The sequence below is a fragment of the Stenotrophomonas sp. 86428_Sma genome (assembly GCF_056481585.1).
In genome coordinates this window covers 478,138-502,746 of sequence record NZ_CM151156.1, presented here as the reverse complement: position 1 = coordinate 502,746, position 24,609 = coordinate 478,138, and the positions used below count along the sequence as shown (strand labels likewise).

General features: G+C 67.5%; 20 protein-coding genes and 1 pseudogene. 3 read left to right on the top strand and 18 right to left on the bottom strand.

The features are described from left to right. Positions 1-35: 35 nt before the first annotated feature. The 13 genes and pseudogenes from ACZK3J_RS02240 to ACZK3J_RS02180 form a co-directional block, all read right to left on the bottom strand. A complete protein-coding gene (locus tag ACZK3J_RS02240) occupies positions 36-380 on the bottom strand; it encodes a hypothetical protein (protein WP_478476370.1) in 345 nt (114 codons plus the stop codon). Positions 381-398: 18 nt separating this feature from the next. Next, positions 399-1,169 (bottom strand): LytR/AlgR family response regulator transcription factor, encoded by a 771-nt coding sequence (locus ACZK3J_RS02235; RefSeq protein ID WP_478476369.1) that lies wholly within the window; start codon positions 1,167-1,169, stop codon positions 399-401. Next, a complete protein-coding gene (locus ACZK3J_RS02230) occupies positions 1,159-2,418 on the bottom strand; it encodes a sensor histidine kinase (protein WP_049398329.1) in 1,260 nt (419 codons plus the stop codon). The genes ACZK3J_RS02235 and ACZK3J_RS02230 overlap by 11 nt, the downstream gene beginning before the upstream one ends. A gap of 212 nt (positions 2,419-2,630) precedes the next feature. After that, the gene (locus ACZK3J_RS02225; RefSeq protein WP_125892416.1) at positions 2,631-4,280 is read right to left on the bottom strand and encodes a M28 family metallopeptidase; all 1,650 of its coding nucleotides are present in this window, start codon (positions 4,278-4,280) and stop codon (positions 2,631-2,633) included. A gap of 483 nt (positions 4,281-4,763) precedes the next feature. Beyond that, positions 4,764-6,410: a CsgG/HfaB family protein gene (locus ACZK3J_RS02220; RefSeq protein ID WP_032128766.1), complete on the bottom strand. Its 1,647-nt coding sequence runs from the start codon at positions 6,408-6,410 to the stop codon at positions 4,764-4,766. A 16-nt stretch (positions 6,411-6,426) separates the two neighbouring features. Next, on the bottom strand, positions 6,427-7,104 hold the full coding sequence (locus ACZK3J_RS02215) for a hypothetical protein (RefSeq protein ID WP_049398327.1): 678 nt from the start codon (positions 7,102-7,104) through the stop codon (positions 6,427-6,429). A gap of 100 nt (positions 7,105-7,204) precedes the next feature. Further along, positions 7,205-8,305, bottom strand: coding sequence for a hypothetical protein (locus ACZK3J_RS02210; RefSeq protein ID WP_019337987.1), 1,101 nt, complete (start codon positions 8,303-8,305; stop codon positions 7,205-7,207). Further along, entirely contained in the window at positions 8,296-9,492 is a 1,197-nt protein-coding gene (locus tag ACZK3J_RS02205) for a hypothetical protein (protein ID WP_478476368.1), read from the bottom strand. Before ACZK3J_RS02205 ends, ACZK3J_RS02210 begins: the two co-directional genes overlap by 10 nt. A gap of 107 nt (positions 9,493-9,599) precedes the next feature. Further along, positions 9,600-10,862 (bottom strand): RNA polymerase sigma factor, encoded by a 1,263-nt coding sequence (locus ACZK3J_RS02200; RefSeq protein ID WP_478476367.1) that lies wholly within the window; start codon positions 10,860-10,862, stop codon positions 9,600-9,602. A gap of 45 nt (positions 10,863-10,907) precedes the next feature. Then, positions 10,908-11,263 (bottom strand): annotated as a pseudogene (locus tag ACZK3J_RS02195) (DUF1428 domain-containing protein). A 24-nt stretch (positions 11,264-11,287) separates the two neighbouring features. Next, positions 11,288-11,698, bottom strand: coding sequence for a VOC family protein (locus ACZK3J_RS02190; protein ID WP_049418164.1), 411 nt, complete (start codon positions 11,696-11,698; stop codon positions 11,288-11,290). 34 nt (positions 11,699-11,732) lie between these two features. After that, positions 11,733-12,155, bottom strand: a complete 423-nt coding sequence (locus tag ACZK3J_RS02185; protein ID WP_423167092.1) for a VOC family protein — start codon at positions 12,153-12,155, stop codon at positions 11,733-11,735. 67 nt (positions 12,156-12,222) lie between these two features. Then, positions 12,223-12,636, bottom strand: a complete 414-nt coding sequence (locus ACZK3J_RS02180) for a YciI family protein (protein WP_478476366.1) — start codon at positions 12,634-12,636, stop codon at positions 12,223-12,225. Between the two features lie 711 nt (positions 12,637-13,347). Here ACZK3J_RS02180 and ACZK3J_RS02175 point away from each other — a divergent pair. Then, on the top strand, positions 13,348-13,755 hold the full coding sequence (locus ACZK3J_RS02175; RefSeq protein WP_004153945.1) for a YciI family protein: 408 nt from the start codon (positions 13,348-13,350) through the stop codon (positions 13,753-13,755). On the opposite strand, the gene ACZK3J_RS02170 is transcribed toward ACZK3J_RS02175, so the two are convergent. Further along, the gene (locus ACZK3J_RS02170; protein ID WP_478476365.1) at positions 13,733-15,814 is read right to left on the bottom strand and encodes a gluconolaconase; all 2,082 of its coding nucleotides are present in this window, start codon (positions 15,812-15,814) and stop codon (positions 13,733-13,735) included. The two genes, ACZK3J_RS02175 and ACZK3J_RS02170, sit on opposite strands and share 23 nt — an antisense overlap. A gap of 165 nt (positions 15,815-15,979) precedes the next feature. Here ACZK3J_RS02170 and ACZK3J_RS02165 point away from each other — a divergent pair, with 165 nt between their 5' ends. Then, positions 15,980-17,500: a tetratricopeptide repeat protein gene (locus ACZK3J_RS02165; RefSeq protein WP_478476364.1), complete on the top strand. Its 1,521-nt coding sequence runs from the start codon at positions 15,980-15,982 to the stop codon at positions 17,498-17,500. Between the two features lie 48 nt (positions 17,501-17,548). On the opposite strand, the gene ACZK3J_RS02160 is transcribed toward ACZK3J_RS02165, so the two are convergent. Together ACZK3J_RS02160 and cycA are read right to left on the bottom strand one after the other, a co-directional pair. Beyond that, entirely contained in the window at positions 17,549-18,325 is a 777-nt protein-coding gene (locus ACZK3J_RS02160) for a lytic transglycosylase domain-containing protein (RefSeq protein WP_012479002.1), read from the bottom strand. Between the two features lie 218 nt (positions 18,326-18,543). Beyond that, positions 18,544-19,917: a D-serine/D-alanine/glycine transporter gene (cycA, locus tag ACZK3J_RS02155; protein WP_049399140.1), complete on the bottom strand. Its 1,374-nt coding sequence runs from the start codon at positions 19,915-19,917 to the stop codon at positions 18,544-18,546. Positions 19,918-20,145: 228 nt separating this feature from the next. On the opposite strand from cycA, the gene ACZK3J_RS02150 reads away from it, so the two are divergent. Further along, on the top strand, positions 20,146-21,762 hold the full coding sequence (locus ACZK3J_RS02150) for an EAL domain-containing protein (protein WP_478476363.1): 1,617 nt from the start codon (positions 20,146-20,148) through the stop codon (positions 21,760-21,762). Positions 21,763-22,085: 323 nt separating this feature from the next. Here ACZK3J_RS02150 and ACZK3J_RS02145 read toward each other — a convergent pair whose 3' ends face one another. Together ACZK3J_RS02145 and ACZK3J_RS02140 are read right to left on the bottom strand one after the other, a co-directional pair. Further along, a complete protein-coding gene (locus ACZK3J_RS02145) occupies positions 22,086-23,270 on the bottom strand; it encodes an MFS transporter (protein WP_423164053.1) in 1,185 nt (394 codons plus the stop codon). After that, positions 23,267-24,445 (bottom strand): serine hydrolase domain-containing protein, encoded by a 1,179-nt coding sequence (locus ACZK3J_RS02140; protein WP_478476362.1) that lies wholly within the window; start codon positions 24,443-24,445, stop codon positions 23,267-23,269. Before ACZK3J_RS02140 ends, ACZK3J_RS02145 begins: the two co-directional genes overlap by 4 nt. Between the last annotated feature and the right edge of the window lie 164 nt (positions 24,446-24,609).

The following is a 24,609-nucleotide window of genomic DNA, read 5'->3' as shown; positions in this document are numbered from 1 at the left end:
TCAGGGAAGCAGGGGGACCCACAATGCCACCGTGATCACTCACGGTGGCATTGTTCTATCGGGTCCTGGCTGACGCATTGGTGGAAGCCCCTGGGCAGGTCACGCATCGCCTCGGTCTTTCCCACCGCCACCGCGAACCGACGCAACGGCGGCGCGGCACACGCGGCCCCGCTGCTGCATGCAGGGTCCAGCACCACGTAGTGGCAGTGGCCACTGCTGCTGGCGATGCACTGGAACCGTGCCTCGCCATCGACCACGGTGCGTTTGCTGTACAGCGTGTCCACGCCGTTGGCATTGGTACGGGTGATCGAGGTTTCGCTGGACTTCTCGCAGCCGGCCAATGACAGCGCAGCAACGCAGGCAAACAGGAACAGGCGCATGGTGCCTCCAGGGTGCGGCTACATGCCGCGGAACAGGCTCATGAAGGGTTGGCTGACCACCAGCGTCTCCGTACGCCCACGCAGGCGCAGCACCCCGCGCCCGGTATCGTCGCGGCTGACCGCTGCCACCGCCTTCATGTTGACGATGGTCGAGCGATGGATCTGGCGGAAGTGCTGCGGATCGAGCACCTCCAGCAGCTCGCGCAACGGTGTGCGCAGCAGGCTCTCACCGGCCGCGGTCATCACGGTGGTGTACTTGTTGTCAGCACGGAAATAGGCCACGTCTTCCAGCATGATCAGCTGCGTCTCGCGGCCGTTGCTGGCGGTGATCCAGGCCAAGGGCGGGCGCTCTGCCGCCTTCTGCGTCGGCCCCAGGCGCTGAAGCAGGCGTTCGAGTACGGCATCGTCCTGGCGCGTTGATGGCAGCCGCCACAGGATGCGTTCGCGCGTGGCCAGCAGGCGCTCATCGCTGACCGGCTTCAGCAGGTAGTCCATCGCACCCTGCTCGAACGCGTCGATGGCGTACTGGTCGTAGGCGGTAACGAACACCACCTGGGTGCGCGGGCTCAGTTCGGACAGCGAACGGGCCACTTCAATGCCACTGATGCCGGGCATGCGGATATCGAGGAAGGCGATGTCCGGCTGTTTCTCGGCCAGCTGTTCCAGCGCACTGGCGCCATCCTCGCACTCGGCCACCAGCTTCAGGTCCGGCCACAACCGGCCCAGCTGCTCGACCAGCGACTGCCGCAGCAGTTCCTCGTCTTCGGCAATGAGCGCCTCAAGCGGCATGGCTGCGCTCCTTGCTCGACTGCGGCAGGGTCATGGTCGCGGCCACGCCGCTGGGGAAGTTGGCGACGATCGCCACGCCGGCCTGTTCGCCGCAGGTCAGGCGCAGGCGCTCGCGCAGGTTCTTCAGGCCGATGCCGGTACCGCTGGTGCCCTGGCCGAAGCCGAGGCCATCGTCGGCCACCGTCACCGTTACATGGTCATCGAAGCCACGCGCCAGGATCCAGATCGTGCCACCGCCGGGCTTCGGTTCCAGGCCATGCTTGATCGCGTTCTCCACCAGCGTCTGCAGCGCCATCGCCGGCAGCTGCACGCCGTGCAGTTCGTTCGGTACCTGCACCTCCACCCCCAGCCGTGCGCCCATGCGGATACGCAGGATCTCCAGGTAGGCACGGGTGCGCTCCAGCTCCACGCCCAGCGTGGACAGCGATTCGTCCACCTGTGGCAACGAGCTGCGCAGGTACTGGATCAGGTGGCCCAGCATCTGGTCGGCACGTGCCGGGTCGGTGCGGGTCAGCACCTGCGCGTTGGCCAGCGTGTTGTAGAGGAAGTGCGGTTCCACCTGCGCGTGCAGCAGGTTCAACCGGGCCACCGACAGCTCCTTTTCCACCTGGGTCTGCTCAGCCGCGGCCTGCTCGTCGCGACGCTGGTCGGCAACACGGCGGCTGATCGCGCGGGTGACCGCTTCGGCGTTCTCGAAGTTGCTGCCCTCATCCAGTGCCAGCAGGTCGGCCCACCAGCCGGCATCCGGCTCAAACAACAGGGTGACGGTACTGGTGCCCTGCCCCGGCGTGACCGTCGCCAGCACGCTGTTGCGCTTGATCGCCAGCCGTGCCGGCAGGTTCCAGCGCGATGGCTGGCGGCCGTTCCAGGCATCCACGCGGCGCACGTAGGCCCGCACCTGCAGGCTGCCGGCCGAACTTTCCACGTCTTCAACGCGCGGCAGTTCAGCGATGGCCGCTTCCACCACCGAGAATGCCTGGCCGGCATCCATCGGCAGTTCCACCTGGCGGCGCTGGCGGCCGGAGAGCGTGGTCGAATCCAGCCGGCCGGCGACCAGCCAGACGCGGCGTACATGGGTAATCGCGCTGCCCAGCGCGGAAATCATCAGGAACATCACCAGCAGCCCGAACACCCAGCCGGGGCCGTCGTTCATGCCGCTGAAAATGCCGCTCCAGACCATGCCGGCGACGAACAGCGCCGCAGCCCAGGCCAGCAGGTGACGAAGCAGGAGAGAGAGGCTGGCGAACACGGCGGCGCCTTGGAGGAAGGGGGTGAGCCGAGCATAGGGCGGCCCGCCGGGCAAACAAGCGGGTTGCGACGAAGGGCCGGAAAGCGGGGATGGAAGCCATTCTGGTAGAGCCGGCCGCTGGCCGGCTCCCCATGACCTCCACAAGCATCACAAGGTTGCCGGCCAGCGGCCGGCACTACCCGGGAGGCGCCGGGCGAACCCGGCGCATTCCCTTACTTGCGCTGGTCGGCGCTGGCGTCACGCACGGCGCGGAACGATTCGTCCTTGCTCCAGTTCGGCCAGCTGCGCGAGTTGGCCAGCTGGTTGCCCAGCGTGTACAGCACTTCCAGGTCGCGGGCGGCACCGGCGAACACCCAGTCCGGCTGCCACTCGTCGCCCTGCTGGTGGTAGCGCTTGGCGGTGTAGTCCTCGGAGGCCTTCTTGCCTGCGGCCACGCCACCGTCCACCCAGTCCTGGCCGGCCGACCAGGACAGCGCCGGCACGCCACGCTTGGCGAACGGGAAGTGATCGGAGCGGAAGAACAGGCCCGCTTCCGGCTTCGGGTCCGGCGTGTAGCGGATATCCCAGCCCTTGGCCACGTCCTTCAGCTGGTCCAGCAGCTCGAAGCGCGCGGCACCGTAGATGCCGAAATCACGCGACGGCCCGAACGGCGCCATGCCATCCATGTTGATCACCGCCACGGTCTTTTCCAGCGGATACAGCGGATGGGTGGCGTAGTACTCCGAACCCAGCAGGCCCTTTTCCTCGGCGGTGACCGCCAGGAACAGCAGCGAACGCTGCGGGCGCTTGGCCTTGGCGAAGCCACGGGCCAGTTCGATCAGCGATGCGGTGCCACTGGCGTTGTCCAGAGCGCCATTGAAGATCCGGTCGCCACGTGCGTCGGGCTCGCCCACGCCGATGTGGTCCCAGTGCGCGCTGTAGACGATGGTCTCGTCCGGGTGGCTGCTGCCTTCCAGGCGTGCGGCCACGTTGTGCGAGGTGATCACTTCGGTCTTCACCGCGTACTTCGCGTCCAGGCTGGCGCCGGTCAGCGGCACCGGGGTGAAGTCGCGCTGCTGCGCCTTCTTCTTCAGCGCCTCGAAGTCCTGCCCGGCCGAGCGGAACAGCTCCACGGCCAGGTCGCGCTGGATCCAGCCTTCCAGCAGCGGGTGGCTGTCGGCCGGGTTGTCGCGCACCACATCGAACATGGTGTTGGTGTTGGAACCGGCCACGGTGGCCCAGCCGTACGACGCCGGTGCGGTCTCGTGCACGATCAGCACGCCCAGCGCCCCCTGGCGGGCGCCTTCTTCGTACTTGTAGGTCCAACGGCCGTAGTAGGTCATGCCCTTGCCGTCGAAATCACCCTGGCCGGTCTCGAAGTCCGGGTCGTTGATCAGCACGACGGCGATCTTGCCCTTCAGGTCCACGCCCTTGAAGTCGTCCCAGTTGCGTTCCGGTGCCTTCACGCCGTAGCCGAGGAACACCAGCGGGGCCTTGCTGATGTCGACGTTGCTGGCGCCGTTCATGGCAGCGCGCACGGCGATCTGCTTGCCCTGTTCCAGCGCAACGGTCTTGCCGCCCTGGTGCAGCGCCAGCTGCGGTGCGCCGACGATGTCGCCCTTGCGCAGCGGCACGGCCTGGGTCCACAGGCGCTTGCCGTCCTTGAGGTCGCCGCCCGGCTGCAGGCCGGCGTCGGCGAACTGCTTGCTGAGGAAGGCGATGGTCTTCTCTTCGCCGGCGGTGGCCGGGGAGCGGCCTTCGTAGGCGTCGGAGGCCAGTTCCTTGACGTCGGCGGAGATCCGCGCGCCATCGAATTTCGGGGTGGCCGCCATCAGTGCGCTCGACACCGACAGGGCCAGCACGCCCAGTACCACTCGTTTCATTGCTCTCTCCAGCAGGGAAATCCTTCTGGAGTGTAAGGGGTTCGGCAGGGCTGCGCCCTGCACCCGCAGAAACAACGGCAACGGCCGAAGCAACAGCAAAAGCTGGGTTCCTGAGGGTAGGCGGGGTAGGTCCGGTTGCGGGGGACGCCGTGAATCCGTCCCTGGAGGCTTGGGCGCGCCATCCATGGCGCTTACACCCCCGCAACCGGACCCACCCCGCCTTCGACAGTTTCCCGCTGCTGTTGGTAGGTGTCGACCTTGGTCGACACACCGCTGTTGGTAGGTGTCGACCTTGGTCGACACACCGCTGTTGGTAGGTGTCGACCTTGGTCGACACACCGCTGTTGGTAGGTGTCGACCTTGGTCGGCACGCCGCTGTTGGTAGGTGTCGACCTTGGTCGACACGGACGGAAACAAGAAGGGGTCAGTTCCCTTTCCCAGCGGGAAAGGGCTCTGACCCCATCTGTGTGCTGCCTTGGCGTGTTACCAGTTCGGGTCTTCGGCCGGGGCGGCAGCGGGCTTGGGCTTCGGCTTGGCCGCCGGGCGCGCGGCGGCGGCCGGTGCAGCCGAGGCCGTTGCGCCGGCAGCGGCAGCGGCCGGCTTGCTGCCCAGCTTCTGGCGCAGTTCAATCTGGCCCGGACGGAAGCCGCCGCGCATGGCGTCAACGCCGTCTTCGATGGTGCCGTAGGAGGTCTGTGCGGCCACGCGGTCGATGCGGATGGTGCAGCACGGGTGTTCGCTGCGGCCCAGCGAGCGACCGGTCTGCGGGTCCTTCAGTTCTTCGCCCAGGCGCACGGCCTGCCAGCGCTGGCCAGCCTGCACGGTGTCACCGCCCTGGCTCAGCACCACCTGGTCGCCGTCCACCGAAACCACCGACACCGGGAACAGCGTGGTGACGATGGTGGTACCGATCTGGCCGGACAGCGATTCCATCATCGCCGCGGCCATGTTGCGGCCGTTGACCACGCGCGGCAGGGTGCTGGGGCCGGTCGAGGCCAGCTGGTGGTCGAAGCTGTCGGACATCACCACCTGGCCGGTGGTGGCGTTGATCAGGCGCAGGGTGATGCGGCCGCCACCGGAGTACGAGGTCACCTGGCGGTCGGACATGCGCAGGTTGCGCACGCTGCGCGGGTACTCGAAGCGTTCGATGGTCGGGATCAGGATCAGATCGGTCGCCAGCTGCTGGCCGACCCGTGCGGTGTCCTGCAGGCGCACGTTGCCGCTGTTGATGTGGTCGATCTCGGCCTGCAGTTCGTCGCCGAACTCGCGGTCCAGCACGATGAAGCGCTGGGTCTGGGTCAGCGTGTCGGACAGGCGTGCGCGGATCGCGTCGGCCACTTCGTCCGCGTCCACGCGGCCGTCGCCCACGGCATAGCTGCCGGCCTTGGTGCGCGGCAGTGCAACCACGATCTTCGGCTTGCCCTGCTCGTCCGGCGCGCGGTACTGGGCGATCTGTGCGCGCACGCGCACCTTCCAGTAGCTGCGCATGCTGCGATGGGTCACGTCGGAATCGAACGAACTGGCGCCACGCTTGGCATCGACGTTGACCTTCTCGTCGTAGCTTTCCCTGACGCTGGCCGAGGCCGAACCGCTCTTGGCCGAGGCTTCGCCGGAGGCACTGGCCGACGCCGAGCCCTTGAAGCTCCAGCCTTCGTCGCTGGCGCGCACGCGGGCGATGGTTTCCTCGTCCAGCTGCCGCACTTCATCCTGCGACAGGATTTCATAGCCCAGCACCGCGCCCTGCGAGCCGGCGATCATCTGCTGGGTGAACGCGTCGGCGCGGATATCGCCGACGTGTTCGTCATCCACATCCACATGCAGGCCTGCACGCAGGCTCTGCATCTGGCTGGCCACGCGTACGCCGTTGACCTGCGCCACCGCCGACTGCAATGCCGCCAGCACCGCCAGTTCCGGGGTGCTGCCGATGCCGTCGGCTTCGCGCGCGACCTGGGTGGTGCCGCCGAAATCCGGCGTGCCACGCAGGGGCGCTGCTTCCACTGGCGCATTGCTGGCCAGTGCACTGGTTGCCTTGTCCTTGGCGGGCGCGGCGGCCGGGGTGTCCTGCTTGCCACAGGCTGCAAGCAGCGTGGCAGCCAGGCCCAGGCCGATCAAACGGTAGGTCATACGCATGGAGATTCGCCTCGGATCAGAGCGTGTCGAGCATCGAATCGGCGTTGGACGGCACCTTCACCTTGCTCTTCTTGGCGAAGGTCACGGCCGACTTGGTCGAACCGTACAGGCCCTGGATGAAGCCCGGCGATTCCTTGGCCACCCATGCACCGGCGGCCAGCTTGCGGCCGACGGTGGCCAGCTGGGTCGCGCCCAGGTTCTTCATGCCGGCGGTGAAGTTGCTGGCTTCGCCGCCCAGCTTCTGTGCTTCGGCCGCCGAGGACAGCAGCGAGACCAGGCCTTCGGCGTAGTGCTGCTTGGATTCAGCGTTCAGTTCCGGCTGTGCGGCCTGGCGCTCGTTGATCGCCGCCTGCGCAGCTTCACTGACCGACACCGACTTCTTCATCGCATCGACGCTGACCGAACCCGACGACAGCGCCTGGCGCTCTGCTTCCAGCAGCTGCACCTGCTCGGCCAGGCCGAAGGCGCGGGCAAACGAGGTCTGGGCCTGCAGCGAGTGCGACTGCGAGCTGACGAAACGACGCACCAGCGCTTCCTGCGCGGCTTCGTCCGGAGCGGCGGCGCTGGAGGCGCTGCTGCTGGAGGTGCCGGTAGCGGCGCCAGCCAGGTCCTTCAGCTTGCCCAGGCCAGCGTGGGCCGGCATCGACAGGGTGGCGGCAGCGATGGCCACGACAAGAGCGGTATTGCGGATCATGTGAGTGTCCTTTTGGGAGAGACGGCCGCGAAGCGGCACGTGGGAAATCGGTAACCCCAGGGCGATGCCGAGCGAGCTCGGCACCCACCGGGGTGGCGGATCAACGAACCGCCTTGACGTTCAGTTCGTTGATCATCTGCTGGGCAGCCTTTTCAGCCGCCAGCTGCAGCGCGTTGGTACGGGCGACGGTTTCGTTCGGGCCGGTACCGGAGAACTGCACCGGGCCCACCGACGACACGGTGCGCGGGAAGCGACCGGTCACGTCCAGCACCTTGCCGGTGACCGTGACGAACACGCGGGTGTTGCCGCTGGCCGGGTCACGGTCGCGCATGCCGACGTCGAGGGTGCCGACGGCGATGTACGGGATGTTGGCCGCACGGATGCCGTTGGCGGTATCACGCAGGGTGGCCGGGGCCAGGTCGTTGCCGGTGCTGAAGTCCTTGCGGATACGCTCGATGCTGAGCAGGCCGCGCGATTCGCCTTCCACGTATTCGGCTTCAACCACTTCGTAGCCGGCGGCGCTGAAGGCGCCGGTCATCGCGGTGTTCACTTCGGCGGCGTTGGCCACCTTCCAGCTGATGTTGTCGCTGCGCTGGGTGGTGCTGCCACCGCTGGTGACCGACATCGAACCATTCTGGTTGATGCTGCCGTTGGTGCTGACCGAGTTGCCGCGGAAGCTGTCGCCTTCACGGGTGTTCTCGCTGTAGCTGCTGCTGGCGTCGACGCGGCGGTATTCCTTGTCCTGGAACGACTGCACGGTGTCCTGCGAGCGCGCCATGAACAGGAAGGTCAGCAGCGAGCGCTGCGCGGCGGTGGCACCGGCCACGGCCGAGCCGGCATCCAGCTTGGTCTGCAGCAGTGTGGTGTTGATCTCGGCGCGGACGGTGACGGTGTAGGTCTTGGCCTTCTTGTCTTCGGTGTCCGACAGCTGCACGGCGCTGAGCACGTAGCGGTCGATCTCGCCGATGAACTCGGCGCGACGTGCTTCGAACAGGCGCAGCTTGGCCGCACCGGTTTCGGCGATGTACGCCTCCAGTGCATTGACCTTGGCCTTGTTCAGGGCCTGGGCGCGGGTGTCGGCACTCAGGCGCAGGCCGTAGCTGGCCGAACCGGTACCGCGTGAACTGGCGGTCTGTGCAGCGACCGGGGAGGCCACCACCAGGGCGATGAGGATGAGCAGGATGGTACGCATCAACGACATGACTTGATCAACTCCTGGAGGGCTTGGGTCTGCTGCTGCAACGGGCGGCCGCCCGGCTTCTGTTCGTCCAGCCAGCCGCGCGAATCGGCGCGCTTGGCGGCGGCGCCGGCGAAGGCGTCGAAGCCGGCCAGCAGGGTTTCGTAGCTGGCCGACCACTGGTCGACCTGCCACTGCGTGACCGGCACCACCTTGGTGGCACCCTTGCGCAGCGGCTGTTCGAAATAGACCTTGCCGGAGAACGGCTCGGTCACCTTGGCGGTGAAGAACGCGCCGAACAGCATCGTCTTCATCGCCGGGGTTTCTTCGATCACGCCGTTCTTCAGCGCATCCACCTGCAGGTTGATGACGTAGTCCGGCTCGGGAATCTTCAGCTGGTAGACCTTGCCGTCGGCAAAGCGCGCCGCCATCGCACCACCGATCGCCTGGCCCGAGGCCGGCGGCAGCAGGCCGACGCCGGTATTGGACGACAGCGTCTTGGACAGCTCATGGGCCAGCGTGGCGCGCAGCGGGGCTTCCCACTTCGGGTCGGGCAGCTTGGCGCGGACCGCGTCGGACAGGGTTACGCCAGCGACCTGCAGGCGACGCACGGCGGCATCGGGCAGCCTGGCCTGGGCGAGGCTGGCAGCCAGCACCTGCGACAGGCTGGTATCGGCGCTGCCATACAGGAGATCGGCGACGATCGCGTCGATATCGTCGTTGTCCGGCCGGTAATCCTGCACGTCGATGCGCTGCAGGGTAAGCGGATAGGACGCGATCACCTGGCGCTCGCGGAAATCGAAGAACAGCGCCTGCAGCGCCACTTCCACCAGCACCTTGTACTGGTCGCCGATCGGTTCGACCGAGACCAGCTCGCGGTCCAGCGCTGCGGCCAGCACGGTGGCGCTGGTGGTGCCGTCGAGCATCGCCACCGGCTGGTCGATCAGTTCCAGATTGGCCGGCGGGCGACGCTTGAGCCCCTGCCCCAGGGTCTGGTTGAGCGGGATCAAGCCACGCTTTTCCAGCACGGCGTGCGCATGCGGCGTGGTCGCCTGCACGGCAGCGGCATCAGCGGTATAGGCAAAACCTGCCCAATAGGCCTGCTGTGATTTGTCTGCCGCCTGCACGGCCATCGGCCATACGGCCAGGCACAGGGCACAGGCAAGCAGGCGCGCAAAAGCGCGCGATGCGCTCTTCGTCCTTGAATACATCCAACCGCTCCTCGGTCAATACGCATGGAAAGTGGACGCTGACGCGTCCGCTGGGCGCGAAACATAACGGCTCGCGGGCCCGCCGACAAGTGCTGCCTTCGTCGAGGTCACTCCGTGGGAGGCAGGCCGGCCCGTTGCCGCAGCAGGCCCCGCTCTGCCTGGTTCTGGCTGAGTCTGGCAGCTTCCGCAAAAGCGTGACGTGCGTCCAGGTCGCGCCCCAGCGCCTGTAGTAGCTCGCCGCGCACCACCTGCAGCGGCGCGTACTCGCGCAGTCGCGCGTCCACCAGCAACGGCTGCAGCTGCGCCCACGCCGCGAAGGCACCGTCGCTGCGCAGTATCGCCACCACGCGGTTCAATGCGACAACTGGCGAGGGCTGCACCTGCAGCAGCTGCGTATAGAGCGCTGCGATGCGCGGCCAGTCGGTATCCTCGGGGCGGCGCGCCGCTGCATGGCACGCTGCGATACGCGCCTGCAGTACATAGGGATCATCAGCGCCACCGGCGGCCAGCGCGCGCGCCAGCACCTGCTGCCCGCGTTCAATCTGCAGCCAGTCCCAGCGCGCGCGGTTCTGCTGGTCCAGCAGTACCGGCACGCCCTGCGCATCGGTCCGTGCCGCGGAACGCGAGGCCTGCAGCTCCATCAGCGCCAGCAGGCCCAGCACCGGCGGCACCGGCAGCCGGTGCGCCAGGATGCGCGCGAGCCGCAATGCCTCCTCGCACAGCGCCGGACGCATCCAGTCATCACCGGCACTGGCCGCATAGCCTTCGTTGAACACCAGGTAGATCGCCTCCAGCACCGAAGTCAGCCGCTCGGGCATCGCGTCAGCACGCGGGACCTCGTAGGGCACCTGCTTCTGCGCCAAGGTGCGCTTGGCGCGAACGATGCGCTGGGCGATGGTCGGCTCGGGCTGCAGGAAGGCGCGCGCGATCTCGACAGTGGTCAGGCCACCCAGCAGGCGCAGGGTCAGTGCCACCCGTGCGTCGGCCGGCAGCACCGGATGGCAGGCCACGAACATCAGCCGCAGCAGGTCGTCACCCAGATCATCTTCCAGCGCCTGGCTGTCGTCCGGTGCTGGCAAGGGTGCCGGATGCAGCTCCTCGCCCCACTGCGCATGCTGCTGCGCCACCCGCTGGTGCTGGCGCAGCACATCAATGGCACGGTTGCGCGCAGTGGTCATCAGCCAGGCTCCGGGGTTGTCCGGGATGCCCTGCTCCGGCCAGCGCTCCAGCGCGGCCAGCCAGGTGTCCTGGGCCAGCTCCTCGGCGCGGCCGACATCGCCCCCGAGCAGCCGCGCCAGGCGCGCGATCAACACCGGCGACTCCATCCGCCAGAGGGTTTCCAGACGCTGCGTCAGTGCGGGCTCGAGCATGCGCCGATCACAGCACGCGCACCGGGCCCGCACAAGCGCCGCAGCTCACGCTTCAACGATCGGCTTGAAGCCGCCCCAGAACATGCGCTTGGTATCAAACGGCATGTCCTTCGGGCCCAGCGACGCCAGCCGTGGGTCCGCCATCACTTTCGCGTTGATACGGTCGCGCGCCGCGCGCGAACGGAACACCACGAAGGCGACGATCACCGTTTCGCCGGGCTTTGCCTTGACCGCCGCGGGAACGAGGTGCTCTTGCCCGGATCCACATCGTCAGCCACGCATTCCATGTACTGCAGCGCGCCATGGTCCTTCCACACCGCACCGGCCTTGCGGGCAAGGCGGCGGTAGGCCGCCACCTTGTCCTGTGGGCACGGCAGCACGTAAGCATCCACGTAAGCCATGAGGGTTCTCCCTTGCGGCGGCCGTCAGCCCGGCTCGCCGTCCATGTGTGCGATTTCCCAGAGATGGCCATCCAGGTCCTGGAAGCCACGCTGGTACATGAAGCCGTAGTCGCGCGCCGGCTGCGGTTCGCTGGCACCTGCAGCCAGTGCCTTGTCCACCAACTCGTCAACTGCCTTGCGACTGGGGGCCGAGAGCGCATTGATCACTTCCGTGTGAGTGTGTGCATCGGCAATCGGCTTGTTGGTGAACTGCTGGAAAAAAGGTTGGGTCAGCAGCATCACGTAGATGCTCTCGCTGATGACCATGCCAGCCGCATCGTCATTGGTGTAGGTGGGATTGAAGCTGTAGCCCAACGCGGTGAAGAACGCCTTCGACTTCTCCAGGTCCTGCACGGGCAGGTTGACGAAGATCATCTGCGGTTGTGATGCGCTCATCGGTGAAGCTCCTTGTGGATGACAAAAAGGGGGATCAGGGCTGCTTCATGCAGTTGACCATCCACGGCTTGCCGTAGCAGTCGATCAGCATGCCCCAGCGGTGGGCCCAGAACGTTTCGGCAATCGGCATCTGCACCTGGCCACCCTCGGCCAGTGCAGCGAACACGCGTTCGGCTTCTTCGATGCTGTCGACGTCGACATTGATGGTGGTCGAGCCCCCCTCGCCACCGCCGGGGCCATCGGCGGCCATCAGGATGGCGTTGCCGATCTCCAGCTGGCTGTGCGCGACGTGGTCGAGGGTTTCCGGCGGCATCTCGTTGCAGCCCGGCGAGCCATCGGAGGGTGGCATGTCGCGGTACTTCATTTCCGACGTGACCTGGCCACCGAGTGCCTTGGCGTAGAACGCCATCGCATCGTGGGCCTGGCCGCTGAAGCCGAGGAAGGGAATCAGTTTCATGGCACTACTCCGTTGAGGGTTTCAGGGCGGCATCGCCGGGCCATGCCCGGCGGGGAAATGGATCGGATCAACCTTCCAGCTGTGCACGCAGACGCTGTTCCTGCTGCTGTAAGTCGGGGGTGAAGGCTTCACCGAAGTCTTCGGCTGAAATCAGCGGACGCAGCTCCAGCGTGCCGCCACTGTTGAACGGCGCACGGCTGGCCCATTCAACGGCCTCGTCCAGCGACCGCACCTCCCACAGCCAGAAGCCGGCGATCTGTTCGCTGGCAGGACCGAACGGACCGGCCTCGACCCTGGGTGTGCCGCTGCCGAAGTGAATGCGTCTGCCGCGCTGGGTGGCGTGCAGGCCTTCACCGGCCAGCATGATGCCGGCGGCCACGAGTTGCTCGTTGAAGGCGCCCATTTCGGACAGTTCCTGTTCGCTGGGCATGCGGCCGGCTTCGGAGTCGGCGTTGGCCTTCACGATCACCATCACTTTCATTGCGGTCTCCCGTGGGGACGCGTGGTGCGTGCCCTTCACTGGGTACAACGAACCAGGGGGTTGGGAATCGACACGTCCTCTGAAAATTATTTCTTCCGTGGAAAGCGCGCCTTCGGCGGGGGTCGGCGAACGGCGGAGCCCCTCCGTGGTGGGGTGGGTTGGTCGCTGAAAGCTCGGTTCATGGATTTGGCCGGGTGGGGAGGCAGGGCAGGGGGCGCTGCAAGTACGTCCATGTAAGCTCGGTCGCCGCATCCATGCGGCTCACGCCCCTGCCCTGCCTCCCCACCCGGCCTTGGACAGTTTCCTGCCTCCGGCACGCACCACGGGAAGATCAAGAAAAAAGGCAAAAGCAAAAGCAAAAACAACGGCGATTGGCTGGCGGGCTCGGCTTTGCGAGCGAAGCGACCCGCTTTTGCTCTTGTTTGTGATTTTCCGTGGTGGACGCCGCAGGAAACTGTCCAGGGCCGGGTGGGTAGGCGGGGCGGGGGTGTCCGCGGCATGGATGCCGCGGCCAAGCCCCCATGGACGGGTTTACGGCGTCCCCCGACCCGCCTACCCACCCGGCCAAGCCCAAGAATCACGCTGTAGCGCCACCACGGAGGGGCTCCGCCGTTCGCCGATCCCCGCCGAAGGCGCCGCCTCCCGCGCTGCAACATGCCCACGCGCAATCCTGCGCGATCATGGACACTCCGCCCCCGCCAGGACCGTGCCATGCAGCAGTATCTTCTTCTGATCTACATCGAGCCTGCCCTGCTGCAGGCCCTGCCCACCGAAGAATTCAACGCGCTGATGCGCGACTGCCTCGCCCACGCCGACAAACTGCAGGCGGAAGGCACGCTGCTGGCCGCGCAGAAGCTGCAACCAGTCGACACCGCGCAGACCCTGCGCGTGCGCGATGGCCACAGCCGTGTATTGGATGGCCCGTTCGCCGAAACCCGCGAACTGCTGGCCGGCTTCAACCTGATCGTCGCCCGCGACCGCGACGAAGCCATGCGCATCGCCCGCGATTTCCCGTGGGCACGCTTCGGCAGCATCGAGGTGCGGCCGCTGGAAGACATGGACGCCGAGCGCGAACGCTGCGGCGCCCCGGCTGCGGCTATGGCAGCAGCCGTACCCTGATCTCGCGCGGACCCACGCCTTCGTTGCCGCTGTAGTCGCGCACGCTGGCGCGGACGGTGTACTCGCCCGGTGGCAATGCCGCCGGCTGCCAGCGCCCGGTTTCCATCAGGCCATCACGCACGGTGTTGGTGGCGAGGTAGCGGAAGCGGGTCACCGCACTGCCATGCACGGTGATGCCGCTGTCCGGTGCGTAGGCCACGCGCACCGCTTCGGTCTGCGGCGGCATGCGGTTGAACACGATGTTCCAGCGCGGCTGCTCATAGCCCTGCAGCGGCTGCCCGGCAGCATCGAGGATCTGGTAGCCCACCTGGTACATGCCCAGCCGGCGCCGCGGCAGGTTGTTATCAACTTGGTCCCAGGCCTCGACCACGATCTGCACGCCACGTCCCTGCCGCGCCAGCATCACCACGCCGTCGTTGCCGGCCGCCAGCGGTTGGTCGTTGTCGTCCAGCAGCGCCACATCGGTGATGCGCGGTGCGAAGTGGTCGGCGTAGTTGTAGAAGCCCAGCGCCACGGCGTTGGTTTCGAAGCCGCCGGTGCCCACCGCCAGGTGCACGTGCGCCTGGTTGTTGATGCTGCCCAGGCGATCGCCGACGTGGATGCGCGTGCCGCGACGCACGCGCATCCGCTCCAGCTTGCCCTGCTCGTCGTACAGCGCCTGCCAGCGCGCATCGAACGGCTGGTCGCGCGGGGTGCGGCCGACCCGCATGTGGATGTACTTGAGACGGTCCACGGCCAGGCCCTCGGCCTGCCCACCCAGGCTCCACGCCGCTACCGGGCTGCTGATCTTGCCATCGGCGATCGCCAGCACGGTCTGGCCGACATCGCCGCGCACATCGAAACCGCCGTGCAGGTGGTGGCGGCTCTCGCCCTTGAAGTTGCCGCGCACCTCGCCCAGCGTGCCGACCACTTCATGCCAGCCATCCTGGGGTGCCAATGGCCAGCGCCCACCGGTGTCCGGCAATGCTGCATCGGCAGCGGGCCCGACCAGCGCCGGTGCCGGCAGGTCACCCACCGGCAGCGGGCGCAGGCGGTGCAGGCGATAGCTGGCGGAATCGGCGACCAGCACGCTGCCATCGGCATCCATCGCCAACCCACTGGGGCGGGCCAGGCGTGGCAGGCGGCCGTTGCCCACCAGCGCGATCTGGTGGCCCTGCGGTGTTACCTGCACGATGCGGCCATCAAGGTCACCCACGTACAGCACGCCGTCGTGCGTGGTGGCCAGCGACAGCGGCCCATTGATCACGCCGCCATCGCCCAGCAGCGTGCTGACCATGCCGTCGGCACCGACCCGACGCACCGCGTTGTTGAACAGGTCGGCCACCAGCAGCGCGCCGTGCGCATCGAAGGCCAGTGCCACCGGTGTATCGAAGCGTGCATCACCCGCCAGGCCATCGGCCAGCCCCGGGCGCTCGCCGCCAGCCAGGGTACGCACGTTGCCGTCGGTACCGATCACCCTGATGCGGTCGTTGAAGGTGTCGGCCACATAGACCTGGCCCTGCGCGTCCACCGCGATGCCCATCGGTGCATCGAAGCGCGCCTGCGCGGCAGGGCCATCGGCGTAGCCCTGTTCGCCACCGGCCAGCGTGGTCACCTGGCCATCGGTGCCGATACGGCGGATCGCGTGGTTGCCGGTGTCGGCCACATACAGGTTGCCCTGCGCGTCGGCGGCGATGCCCGAGGGCGTATTGAAACTGGCCTGCAGTGCCGGGCCATCGATACGCCCCTCGCCCTGCCCGGCCACCGTTTCAACGCGGCCATCGGGAAGGCGGCGACGGATCCGGTTGTTGTCACCGGCATCGGTGAAATAGACGCTGCCATCGGCACTGCGCAGCAACGCGTACGGATCGGCGAAACGCGCCTGCGCGGACGCGCCATCGCGGTCACCCGAGTGGCCATCGCCGGCCAGCGGCTCGATCTGCGCGGTCCACGCCAGCGGCGTTGGAACCGGGCCTGCCGGTTCAGCCGGCGTATGCAGCGGCGTCTCCCACCAGGTCGCGGCCAGTGCCACTACGGTCGCCAACGCTACGCCTGCCGCCATCCATTGCCACCGTGCCATCGTGCTGCGCTGCCTGCCTGCTGTCTGAAGAGGCACTGACAATAGACGCTGAACGCAGGATCCGCCACGGCCAAACGTACTGCCGGATACCAGAGTTCCATGCGTCGCGCTTGTTCTCCCTGGCTACAGCGGGTTCAATGCTCTTCCCACGGATGGAGATCCTCCATGCCCCGCATCTTCCCCCTCGCCGCCCTGCTGGTGGCCGCACTGGCCAGCACGCCGGCCTCCGCCTCGATCTCGGTGGCACCACAGAAGCCGTCCGTCACCGCCGATGCGATGCACCAGGCCTATGCCACGCGATGGGATGAAGCCATCCAGCAGTCGCGCAGTGGCAACACGCTGGGCGCGCTGATCGCGATGGAACGGCTGATGGAAGATCCGATGCTGGATGACTTCGATGCCGAACACCGCGGCCGCGCCGCGCAGGTAGCCGGCTGGACCGCAATGGTGCAGAAGAAGCCGGACCAGGCCCGCCGCTACCTGCAGCGCGCACAGGAAGCATTGCCGGACGACGCGCAGATCCTGCTGACCCTGGTCTCGGTGGAACTGTCCGAGAACCAACCGGCACCTGCCACGAAGCACCTGGTGCAGGCGCTGAAGCATGCCGACGCGCCGTTGCCGGTGGACCACCACGCGATCAACTACCTGCAGTTCCGCCTGCGGGACCAGCCGCAGCAGCGTATGGAACTGCTGCAGGCACTGTTCGACAACGGCTGGAAGAGCGGCGGTCTGGAACCCACCGGACTGTGGCTGGCACTGGCCACACTGCAGGCCGACAACGGCCGTGGCGAGGCCATCCCCGCGACCCTGGCCCGCATCTCCGCGCCCGCCGAAATCATCCGGCTGCGCAGTGACAAGCGCTTCGATCCCTATGTCGACCGCGCCAACCCGCGCTTTGATCCCGTGCAGGCTGCACAGAAGCACCTCGACGAACTGCGGGTTTCCGGCCTGCTCGACCGGGCGCTGGACGCGCGCATGGCCGAGTTCAGCAGCACGCTGCTGATGCTGGACCGCAACGAGGAAGTGCTGGCGCTGACCGATGGCATGGCCGGTGCGGCGGCCGAAGGTGAGTCGCCCTCGGCGGCGGAAGCCGAATGGGTGGCATGGCTGCTCAACAGCCGGCTTACGGCGCTGCGCCGGTTGGGCCGTACCGACGATGCGCTGGCCACAGCCAGGCTGGCCGCACGCATCGGTGCGCTGGGCCCGGATGGTGCCGAGCACCAGTTCAACGTCGGTTTCGTGCTCAGTTCGCTGGGCCGCATGCAGGACGCTGCTGCCGCAGTGAATGACATGCCAGGCCTGGCCGGTTACGGCAAGGCGGCCCAGGCACTGCTGCAGTTCGCTGCCGCCCGCGAACGCGGCGATGCCCAGGCAGTGGAAGCCGCCCGCTCGGTGATCCTTGCCCAGCGCGACGACGCACGCCTGTTCCATCGCGAGATGCTGCTGGACGAAGGCAACCTGGACGGCGCAGCCGCAGTGCTGATCGAACAGCTGCGCTCCCCCACCGACCGTGGCGAGGCGCTGGCCTCCCTGCAGGACATGCGCACCTACCCCTCGCTGCCCGGTGACGTGAAGATCGATGCGGCCTGGCGTGCGCTGAAGCAGCGCGCCGACGTGCAGGCCGAGGTGGCACGCGTCGGCCGCATTGAGCGCTACGACCTGGTCAGCGCTTCCACTTCGCGCTGAGCCGATTTTCTGTGGCGCCGAGCGTGGGCTCGGCACTACACCTTCCGCCTAGCGGGCTGGCACCTCGGTACGGATGCCCATCGCTTCGCGGTAGCGTGCATACAGGGCCATCACCTTGTCCACATAGGCCAGGGTTTCGGCGTAGGGCGGCACGCCCTTGTAGCGGGTGACTGCACCGATGCCCGCGTTGTAGGCGGCCGCCGCCAACGGGCGATCGCCGTTGTAGCGGCGCAGCAGCGCGCGCATGTAGCGGGCGCCGCCCTCGATCGACTGCTGCGGCGAAAACGGATCGCGCACGCCATATTCCTGTGCGGTCTCCGGCATCAACTGCATCACGCCCTGCGCGCCCTTGGTCGAGACCGCCAGCGCATCGAAGTTGCTTTCGGCATGGGCAATCGCGCGCAGCCATGCGTCATCGACACCGGTGGCCTTGGCCGCGGCCTTGAACTGCTTGGCGTGCTGCGCCAACTGCGGCTTGCCGACCTTGCCCAGGCCTTCGTGGGCAGGTTCGCCCGGCGGCGTGGCCACTGTGAACTTCAGGAACACCCGCGAGCCGGGCAGGTTGCGGGTGGAGTAGACCAGCGCGCCATCCTGCTCGCGCTCGTACAGCACGCCGCTGAACACGCCCATGTTGCCCCACAGGTTCGGGGTCTGGATGGCGTTGTCGTCGATTTCCTTCGCGGTGCAGCGTGAACCGGGTTCCGGCGCGGTGGCCAGGCTGACGGTGTTGCCCTGCACGCAGCGGTAGACGGTGCGCGCGGCGGCCAGCCCGGGCCACAGGCTGGGCAGCAGCAACAGCGCAAGCAGGAGAGGGTGACGGGGCATGGCGGCCGGATCATCCGGCCGCGCCCGCTAATGCTGGGTGAATGGGGGTCGGCAGGGCTGCGCCCTGCACCCGTGGTAGTGCCGGCCGCTGGCCGGCAACCTCAACAGCAACGGCAACGGCCGATTTCCTGCGGGGGTCGGATCCCGTTGCTGCGCAACGGTCTCTGACCCCACTCCAGAGAGATCTCTGGATCAATCGATGGAACGCAAATGCTGGATTACTTCGCGGTCCTCCGCCGCACCCAATACCCCACGCCCAACAGCACGAACCACACCGGGCTGGCGACCAGCGCCTGGCGGGTGTCGGCCTGCAGGCTCAGCAGCACCAGCACGGCGGCGAAGAACACCAGGCAGGCCCAGCACATGGCAACGCCGCCGGGCATCTTGAAGATCGAGGCAGCGTGGCGCTCCGGGTAGCGGCGGCGATAGGCCATGTAGGCCACCAGGATCAGCGACCAGACGAAGATGAACAGCACCGTGGCCAGCGTCGTCACCAGGGTGAAGGCGGTCACCAGGTTCGGAATCAGGTAGATCAGCAGCGTGCCGCCCAGCAGGCACAGGCACGAGAACAGCAGGCCACGGGCGGGCACTGCGGCGCGTGACAACTTCGACAACCCGCGCGGTGCGTGGCCCTCTTCGGCCAGACCGTACAGCATGCGGCTGGTAGAGAAGATGCCGCTGTTGGCCGAGGACGTGGCCGAGGTCAGCACCACGAAGTTGATCAGGCTGGCCGCGGCGGGAATGCCGGCCAGCACGAACAGCTGCACGAACGGGCTCTTGTCCGGCACCACCTGGCGCCACGGGGTGACGGCCATGATCGCGATCAGCGCCAGCACGTAGAAGATGATGATGCGCACCGGGATCGAGTTGATCGCCTTGGGCAGGTTGCGCTCGGGGTCTGCGGTTTCAGCGGCGGTGGTACCCACCAGCTCGATGCCGACGAAAGCGAACACCGCGATCTGGAAACCGGCGAAGAAGCCGACAAGGCCCATCGGGAACATGCCGCCGTCATTCCACAGGTTCGACAACGACGCGGTGTGGCCACTGGGCGAGGTGAAGCCCCACGCCACCAGCCCGGCGCCGGTGATGATCAGTGCACAGATCGCCACGATCTTGATCAGCGCGAACCAGAATTCCATCTCGCCGAACAGCTTCACCGTCACCAGGTTCAGTGCCAGCAACAGCAGCACGCAGGCCAGTGCCGGTATCCAGGCATCCAGCCCAGGGAACCAGAACTGCGCATAGGCGGCGATGGCGATCACATCGGCGATGGCGGTGACGATCCAGCAGAACCAGTACGTCCATCCACAGAAGAAGCCGGCCCAGGGACCAAGCAGGTCGGTGGAAAAGTCGATGAAGGATTTGTACTGCAGGTTGGACAGCAGCAGCTCGCCCATCGCGCGCATCACGAAGAACAGCATCGCGCCGATGATCAGGTAGACGAAGACGATGGACGGGCCGGCCAGGCTGATGGTCTTGCCCGAGCCCATGAACAGGCCGGTGCCGATGGCACCGCCGATGGCGATCAACTGCAGGTGGCGGTTGGACAGGCTGCGGCGCAGGTGCTCGGGGGGCGTTGCGGGCTCGGTCATGGGCGTGCACTGGGGCGGGCGAAGCGTTCGACGTTAGTCCTCCCCGGCCCGGAGCGCCAGCGCTGGACGGCCCGATTGCGTCAATCATGGTCGCTTTCATCACATTGTGACCGAATACCGGATTCGTCCCATTCCGCCCGGCCCGGCGTCATGCTCAGATAGCCGCACCTGCCCAAGGATCGGCCCGACCATGTGCCCTGCCCTGCCCGCCCCGCTGGAGCTCCGGCCTTGAGTCGGCTGCGCGTGATCATTGGTGGCACCGCGCTGGCGCTGCTGGCCGCGGCCGTGCCGATCGCGGTGATGGCCTATGCCACCTGGGACCGTGCAGTCAGCGTCGAGCAGCAGCGGCTGCGCGACATCGCCGGTCGCGCGCTGCGCCGCGCCGACCAGTCCTACCAGGAAGCGCTGGCGGCACTGCAGTCGGCCGAGGTCGGCGCCCACGACGCCTGCGGGCCCGAGCATATCCGGCGCATGCAGACGCTGGTGATGACCTCGCCGTCGGTCGACCAGATGGGCTACTTCGAGGGTGGCAAGCTGCGCTGTACGTCGTGGGGGCCGTTCCTGTCCGACGTCAACCAGCCCAAGGCCGACCACGTCACCAGTGATGGCGCCGGCATCGCCGTGGATGTGCGCCCCGAGGCCAGCGGACGGCGCCAGGTCCTGTCGTTCCTGTACGGCAACTACGACGTGCTGGTCGATCCGCGCCGCTTCGTCGATGTCATCGCCGACCCGAACGTGCGCCTTGCCCTGGCCAGCCCCGATGGGCGTCTCCTGGCCAGGCAGGACGGCATGGATCCGGCATTGCTGGAGACCCTGCTGCGCGCCCCCGATGAAGGCCTGGACCACCACACCCTGTATGCCACCGCCCGCAACGAAGAGTGGTTGGCGATCGCGACCATGCCGCGTACCGCGCTTGCCGCGACCTTCCGCCAGCAGGCGTGGCTGTTCGTGCCGATCGGCGTTCTGCTGGCCGCTGCCGGTGCCGGCCTGGTGATCTGGCTGTCGCGCCGCCGCCTGTCCCTGCGCGGCGAGCTGGCCACAGCGATCCGCCGCCGCGAGCTGTACCTGCACTACCAGCCGATCATCGAGCTGGATACCGGCATCTGCGTCGGCGCCGAAGCGCTGGTGCGCTGGCAGCGCCCGGATGGCACCCAGGTGCGGCCGGACCTGTTCATTCCGCTGGCCGAAGAGGCCGGCATGATCGGCGCGGTCACCGATCTGGTGATCGAGAACGTGGTGCGCGACATGCGTGAACTGCTGGTGGCCGACCGCAGCGCGCACATCGCGATCAACCTGGCCGCCGAAGATATCAGCAGCGGCCGTGCGCTGAAGATGATCTCCAAGCACATGGCTGGCAGCGGCATCCTGCCGCAGCAGATCTGGATGGAGGCCACCGAGCGCGGCTTCCTGGATCTGGACCGCGCCCGCACGATGCTGGCGCAGGCGCGTCGGGCCGGGCACAGCGTGGCCATTGACGATTTCGGCGTCGGCTTCCCCAGCCTCCAGTACCTGGAACAGCTGCCGCTGGACGCGTTGAAGATCGACAAATCATTCATCGATGCGATCGACACCGAGAGCGCCACCAGCCCGGTAACCCCGCACATCATCGACATGGCCAAGGAGCTGGGCCTGTGGGTGGTGGCCGAGGGCGTGGAGACCGAGGCACAGCTGGCGTATCTGCATACCCGGAAGGTCGAGTTCGCGCAGGGTTGGCTGTTCTCGCGGCCGCTGCCGCGGGATGAGTTCGTGGTGTTCCATCACAAGCGGCAGCAGCGCTATGGCGCGGCGCGGGAGCACATGCAGAACCCGCGCAGCGTGCCGATCGAGCGTGAGGGGATCGAGTAGGACGGCCAACGGCAGAGCCCCTCGTGGTGGGTCGCGCCCAGTGGATCCATCAGTTGGGGCCGGGTGGATGGGTCGCGCAGGGGGCGCTGCAAGTACGTCCATGTAAGCTCGGTCGCCGCATCCATGCGGCTCACGCCCCTGCGCAACCCACCCACCCGGCCACGGACACATTGCGGCGGCGTCCCACCACGGAATCAACAGAAGAAAGCAAAAGCAAAAGCAAACGCGGGTCGCTGCGCTCGGTAGATCCACGCCATGCGTGGATGACATGGACCACGGTAGTGCCGGCCGCTGGCCGGCACCACATCACCGATGATCGCCGCCTACGCCCAGGCCTTCGGCCGTGCCAGCAGCCACACCACGGTCACCGCCAGCAGCAGCAACGGCAACCATCCCAGCTGGCTCGGGCCACTGGCCTGCAGCAGCACACCGCCTGCTACGCCACCGGCGGCAATCGCCAGGTTCCAGCCGGTAACCAGCATCGACTGCGCCAGGTCGGCGGCAGCACCGGCACGGCGTGCGAGCGCGGTCTGGAACAGGGTCGCAACCGACCCGAACGCCACACCCCACAGGATCGTTGCCAGCAGCAGCGGTGTGGCCTGTCCTGGCCACAACAGCAGGGCCAACACCGGAAGAATGAAACCGATCACGGCCGCCCACACCAGCGTGCGCAGATGACGGTCCACGCCCCAACCGGCAATGCCGATACCAACGATGGCAGCCACGCCGAAGGCCAGCAGCAGGCGGTCCAGCCACCGGCCGGCGCCTGCCTCCACCGCCAGCGGTTCGATGTAGGTGTACAGCACGTTGTGCGCCAGCACGTACAGCACCATCACCGCAAGCGCGCTGCGCACGCCGGGCATGCGCCACACCGTACCCAACGACGTGCGCTGACCGGCCGCGGCCGCCGGTAGCGCCGGCAGTGCCCAGCGCGCGTACGCCAGCAGGCCGACCCCCAGCACGCTCATCAACGCGAACGCCCAGCGCCAGCCGATCTGCTGGCCCAGCAACGTGCCCGCCGGTACACCCAGCGACAGCGCCAACGGCGATCCAACCATCGCCACCGCGATTGCCCGGCCCTGCAGCGACGGCACCACCATGCGCGCCGCATAGCCGGCCACCAGCGACCACAGCAGGCCACCACTCACACCGGCCAGGAAACGCGCGGCAAGGATCAGCGGATAGCTGCTGCTCACGGCGGTCAGCGTGTTGACCACCACGAAGCCGGCAATGGCGGCCAGCAACAAGGGGCGTCGCGGCAGGCGCTGGGTCAACGCGGTCATCGGCAGTGCGGCCATCACCGATCCCAGCGCGTACACGCTGACCAGCTGGCCCACCGCCGCATCACTCACGCCCAGGCTCTCGCCCATCGGCCGCAGTACACCGGCCGGCAGGGTTTCGGTCAGCAGGGTGATGAAGCCGCCGCCGGCCAGCGCCAGCAGCCCCGCCCACGGCAGGCGCGTGGCTTCACCGGCCGGGCTGGCCGCATCAATGGCATGGCCGCTCATCGCGCAGCCTCCAGATCGGCGTAGACCGCGTCACGCAGCTCATCAACGAAGGCACCGTCCATGCCTTCGTACAGGGTGTTGGTCAGCGCCACCACGCTCAGCCCACGCGCAGGATCGACAAACCAGCTATGGCCGTAGGCACCGCCCCAGCGCCAGGTGCCTTCGCTCTGCGGTGTGCCACTGGCGGCGGCATCGCGCAGCACCGCAAAGCCCAACCCGAAGCCCCAGCCGGCCGGTTCCGGCGGCCCCTGCTCGCCCACCTGCGGGCTGGCCATCTCCGCCACCAGCGCGGGCGGCAACAGATTCGAAGCTTGCACATCGCGCAAGGCCTCCAACACCGCCATCACCTCGTCGGCGCTGCCAATCAGTCCAGCACCGGCCGAAGGAAAACGTCTGGCATCGGTGGCGCGCGCGAGGCTGTACTCAATGCCGACGGTACCCTCGAACGGTGCGACCACTTCGCCTTCCTGCAGGCGATGCGGCTGCGGCGTGTCACTCACATACGGCGTGGCCAGCCGCGCGGCATCGGTGGTCGCGAATGCGGTGTCGGCCAGCCCCAGTGGCGCGGCCAACAAGCGCTCGAACAGTGCCTGCAGCGTTTCACCGGTCGCGGCTTCAGCCACGGCGCCCGCGACGTCCACGCCCAACGAGTACAACCATTGGCTGCCCGGCGCGAACAACAGCGGCGCCTGCGCGATGCGATGCACGTTGTCGGTCAGTGTCAGCGGATTCGCATCCATGCCATCGCTGACGCCGGCCTGTGCGTACGGGCCATCCGCATCGGCTTCGAGGAAGCGGTAACCCAGCCCGCTGCTATGGCTGAGCAGTTGGCGCAGGCTGATCGGCGGCGTGCTGCCATCGGCCAGCGCCGGGCGGAAGTCCGGCAGCCAGCGCTGTACCGGCGCATCCAGGTCCAGCACGCCTTCGGCTACCAGGCGCAGGATCACCGTGGTCAACAGCGGCTTGCTGACCGATGCCAGCCGGAACAACTGGTCGCGCTGCATCGGCGTGGCCGTCTCGCGATCGGCCAGCCCGGTCGCGCCGGCGTGGCGCAGCACACCGTGCTCGCGCACCAGCACCACCGCGCCGACCAGGCGCTGCGGGTGCACCTGCTGCAGCAGCCGCTGCACCGATGGCAGTGTCGGCGTGGGTTCAAGGGAAGGAGCGGCATTCATCGCGGGAATCCGTGGGGGAGAGGCCCGCCACGTTAGGCAGCACGGCGCAGCGCAAAAAGCCGGTTGCCGCTCCGGGCATCATGGACCGTGCAGTCCGCAATCGGCATGATGGCCGGAACTGCTAGGCCGTAACGGCCCCCGCGCCACCCCGCACCACAGTGTTG

Bases quoted from the DNA above. Each gene is read 5' to 3' on its own strand.
- ACZK3J_RS02240 (WP_478476370.1), bottom strand. From the start codon at position 380: ATGCGCCTGTTCCTGTTTGCCTGCGTTGCTGCGCTGTCATTGGCCGGC.
- ACZK3J_RS02235 (WP_478476369.1), bottom strand. From the start codon at position 1,169: ATGCCGCTTGAGGCGCTCATTGCCGAAGACGAGGAACTGCTGCGGCAG.
- ACZK3J_RS02225 (WP_125892416.1), bottom strand. From the start codon at position 4,280: ATGAAACGAGTGGTACTGGGCGTGCTGGCCCTGTCGGTGTCGAGCGCA.
- ACZK3J_RS02220 (WP_032128766.1), bottom strand. From the start codon at position 6,410: ATGCGTATGACCTACCGTTTGATCGGCCTGGGCCTGGCTGCCACGCTG.
- ACZK3J_RS02215 (WP_049398327.1), bottom strand. From the start codon at position 7,104: ATGATCCGCAATACCGCTCTTGTCGTGGCCATCGCTGCCGCCACCCTG.
- ACZK3J_RS02210 (WP_019337987.1), bottom strand. From the start codon at position 8,305: ATGTCGTTGATGCGTACCATCCTGCTCATCCTCATCGCCCTGGTGGTG.
- ACZK3J_RS02205 (WP_478476368.1), bottom strand. From the start codon at position 9,492: ATGTATTCAAGGACGAAGAGCGCATCGCGCGCTTTTGCGCGCCTGCTT.
- ACZK3J_RS02200 (WP_478476367.1), bottom strand. From the start codon at position 10,862: ATGCTCGAGCCCGCACTGACGCAGCGTCTGGAAACCCTCTGGCGGATG.
- ACZK3J_RS02190 (WP_049418164.1), bottom strand. From the start codon at position 11,698: ATGAGCGCATCACAACCGCAGATGATCTTCGTCAACCTGCCCGTGCAG.
- ACZK3J_RS02185 (WP_423167092.1), bottom strand. From the start codon at position 12,155: ATGAAACTGATTCCCTTCCTCGGCTTCAGCGGCCAGGCCCACGATGCG.
- ACZK3J_RS02180 (WP_478476366.1), bottom strand. From the start codon at position 12,636: ATGAAAGTGATGGTGATCGTGAAGGCCAACGCCGACTCCGAAGCCGGC.
- ACZK3J_RS02175 (WP_004153945.1), top strand. From the start codon at position 13,348: ATGCAGCAGTATCTTCTTCTGATCTACATCGAGCCTGCCCTGCTGCAG.
- ACZK3J_RS02170 (WP_478476365.1), bottom strand. From the start codon at position 15,814: ATGGCACGGTGGCAATGGATGGCGGCAGGCGTAGCGTTGGCGACCGTA.
- ACZK3J_RS02165 (WP_478476364.1), top strand. From the start codon at position 15,980: ATGCCCCGCATCTTCCCCCTCGCCGCCCTGCTGGTGGCCGCACTGGCC.
- ACZK3J_RS02160 (WP_012479002.1), bottom strand. From the start codon at position 18,325: ATGCCCCGTCACCCTCTCCTGCTTGCGCTGTTGCTGCTGCCCAGCCTG.
- cycA (WP_049399140.1), bottom strand. From the start codon at position 19,917: ATGACCGAGCCCGCAACGCCCCCCGAGCACCTGCGCCGCAGCCTGTCC.
- ACZK3J_RS02145 (WP_423164053.1), bottom strand. From the start codon at position 23,270: ATGAGCGGCCATGCCATTGATGCGGCCAGCCCGGCCGGTGAAGCCACG.
- ACZK3J_RS02140 (WP_478476362.1), bottom strand. From the start codon at position 24,445: ATGAATGCCGCTCCTTCCCTTGAACCCACGCCGACACTGCCATCGGTG.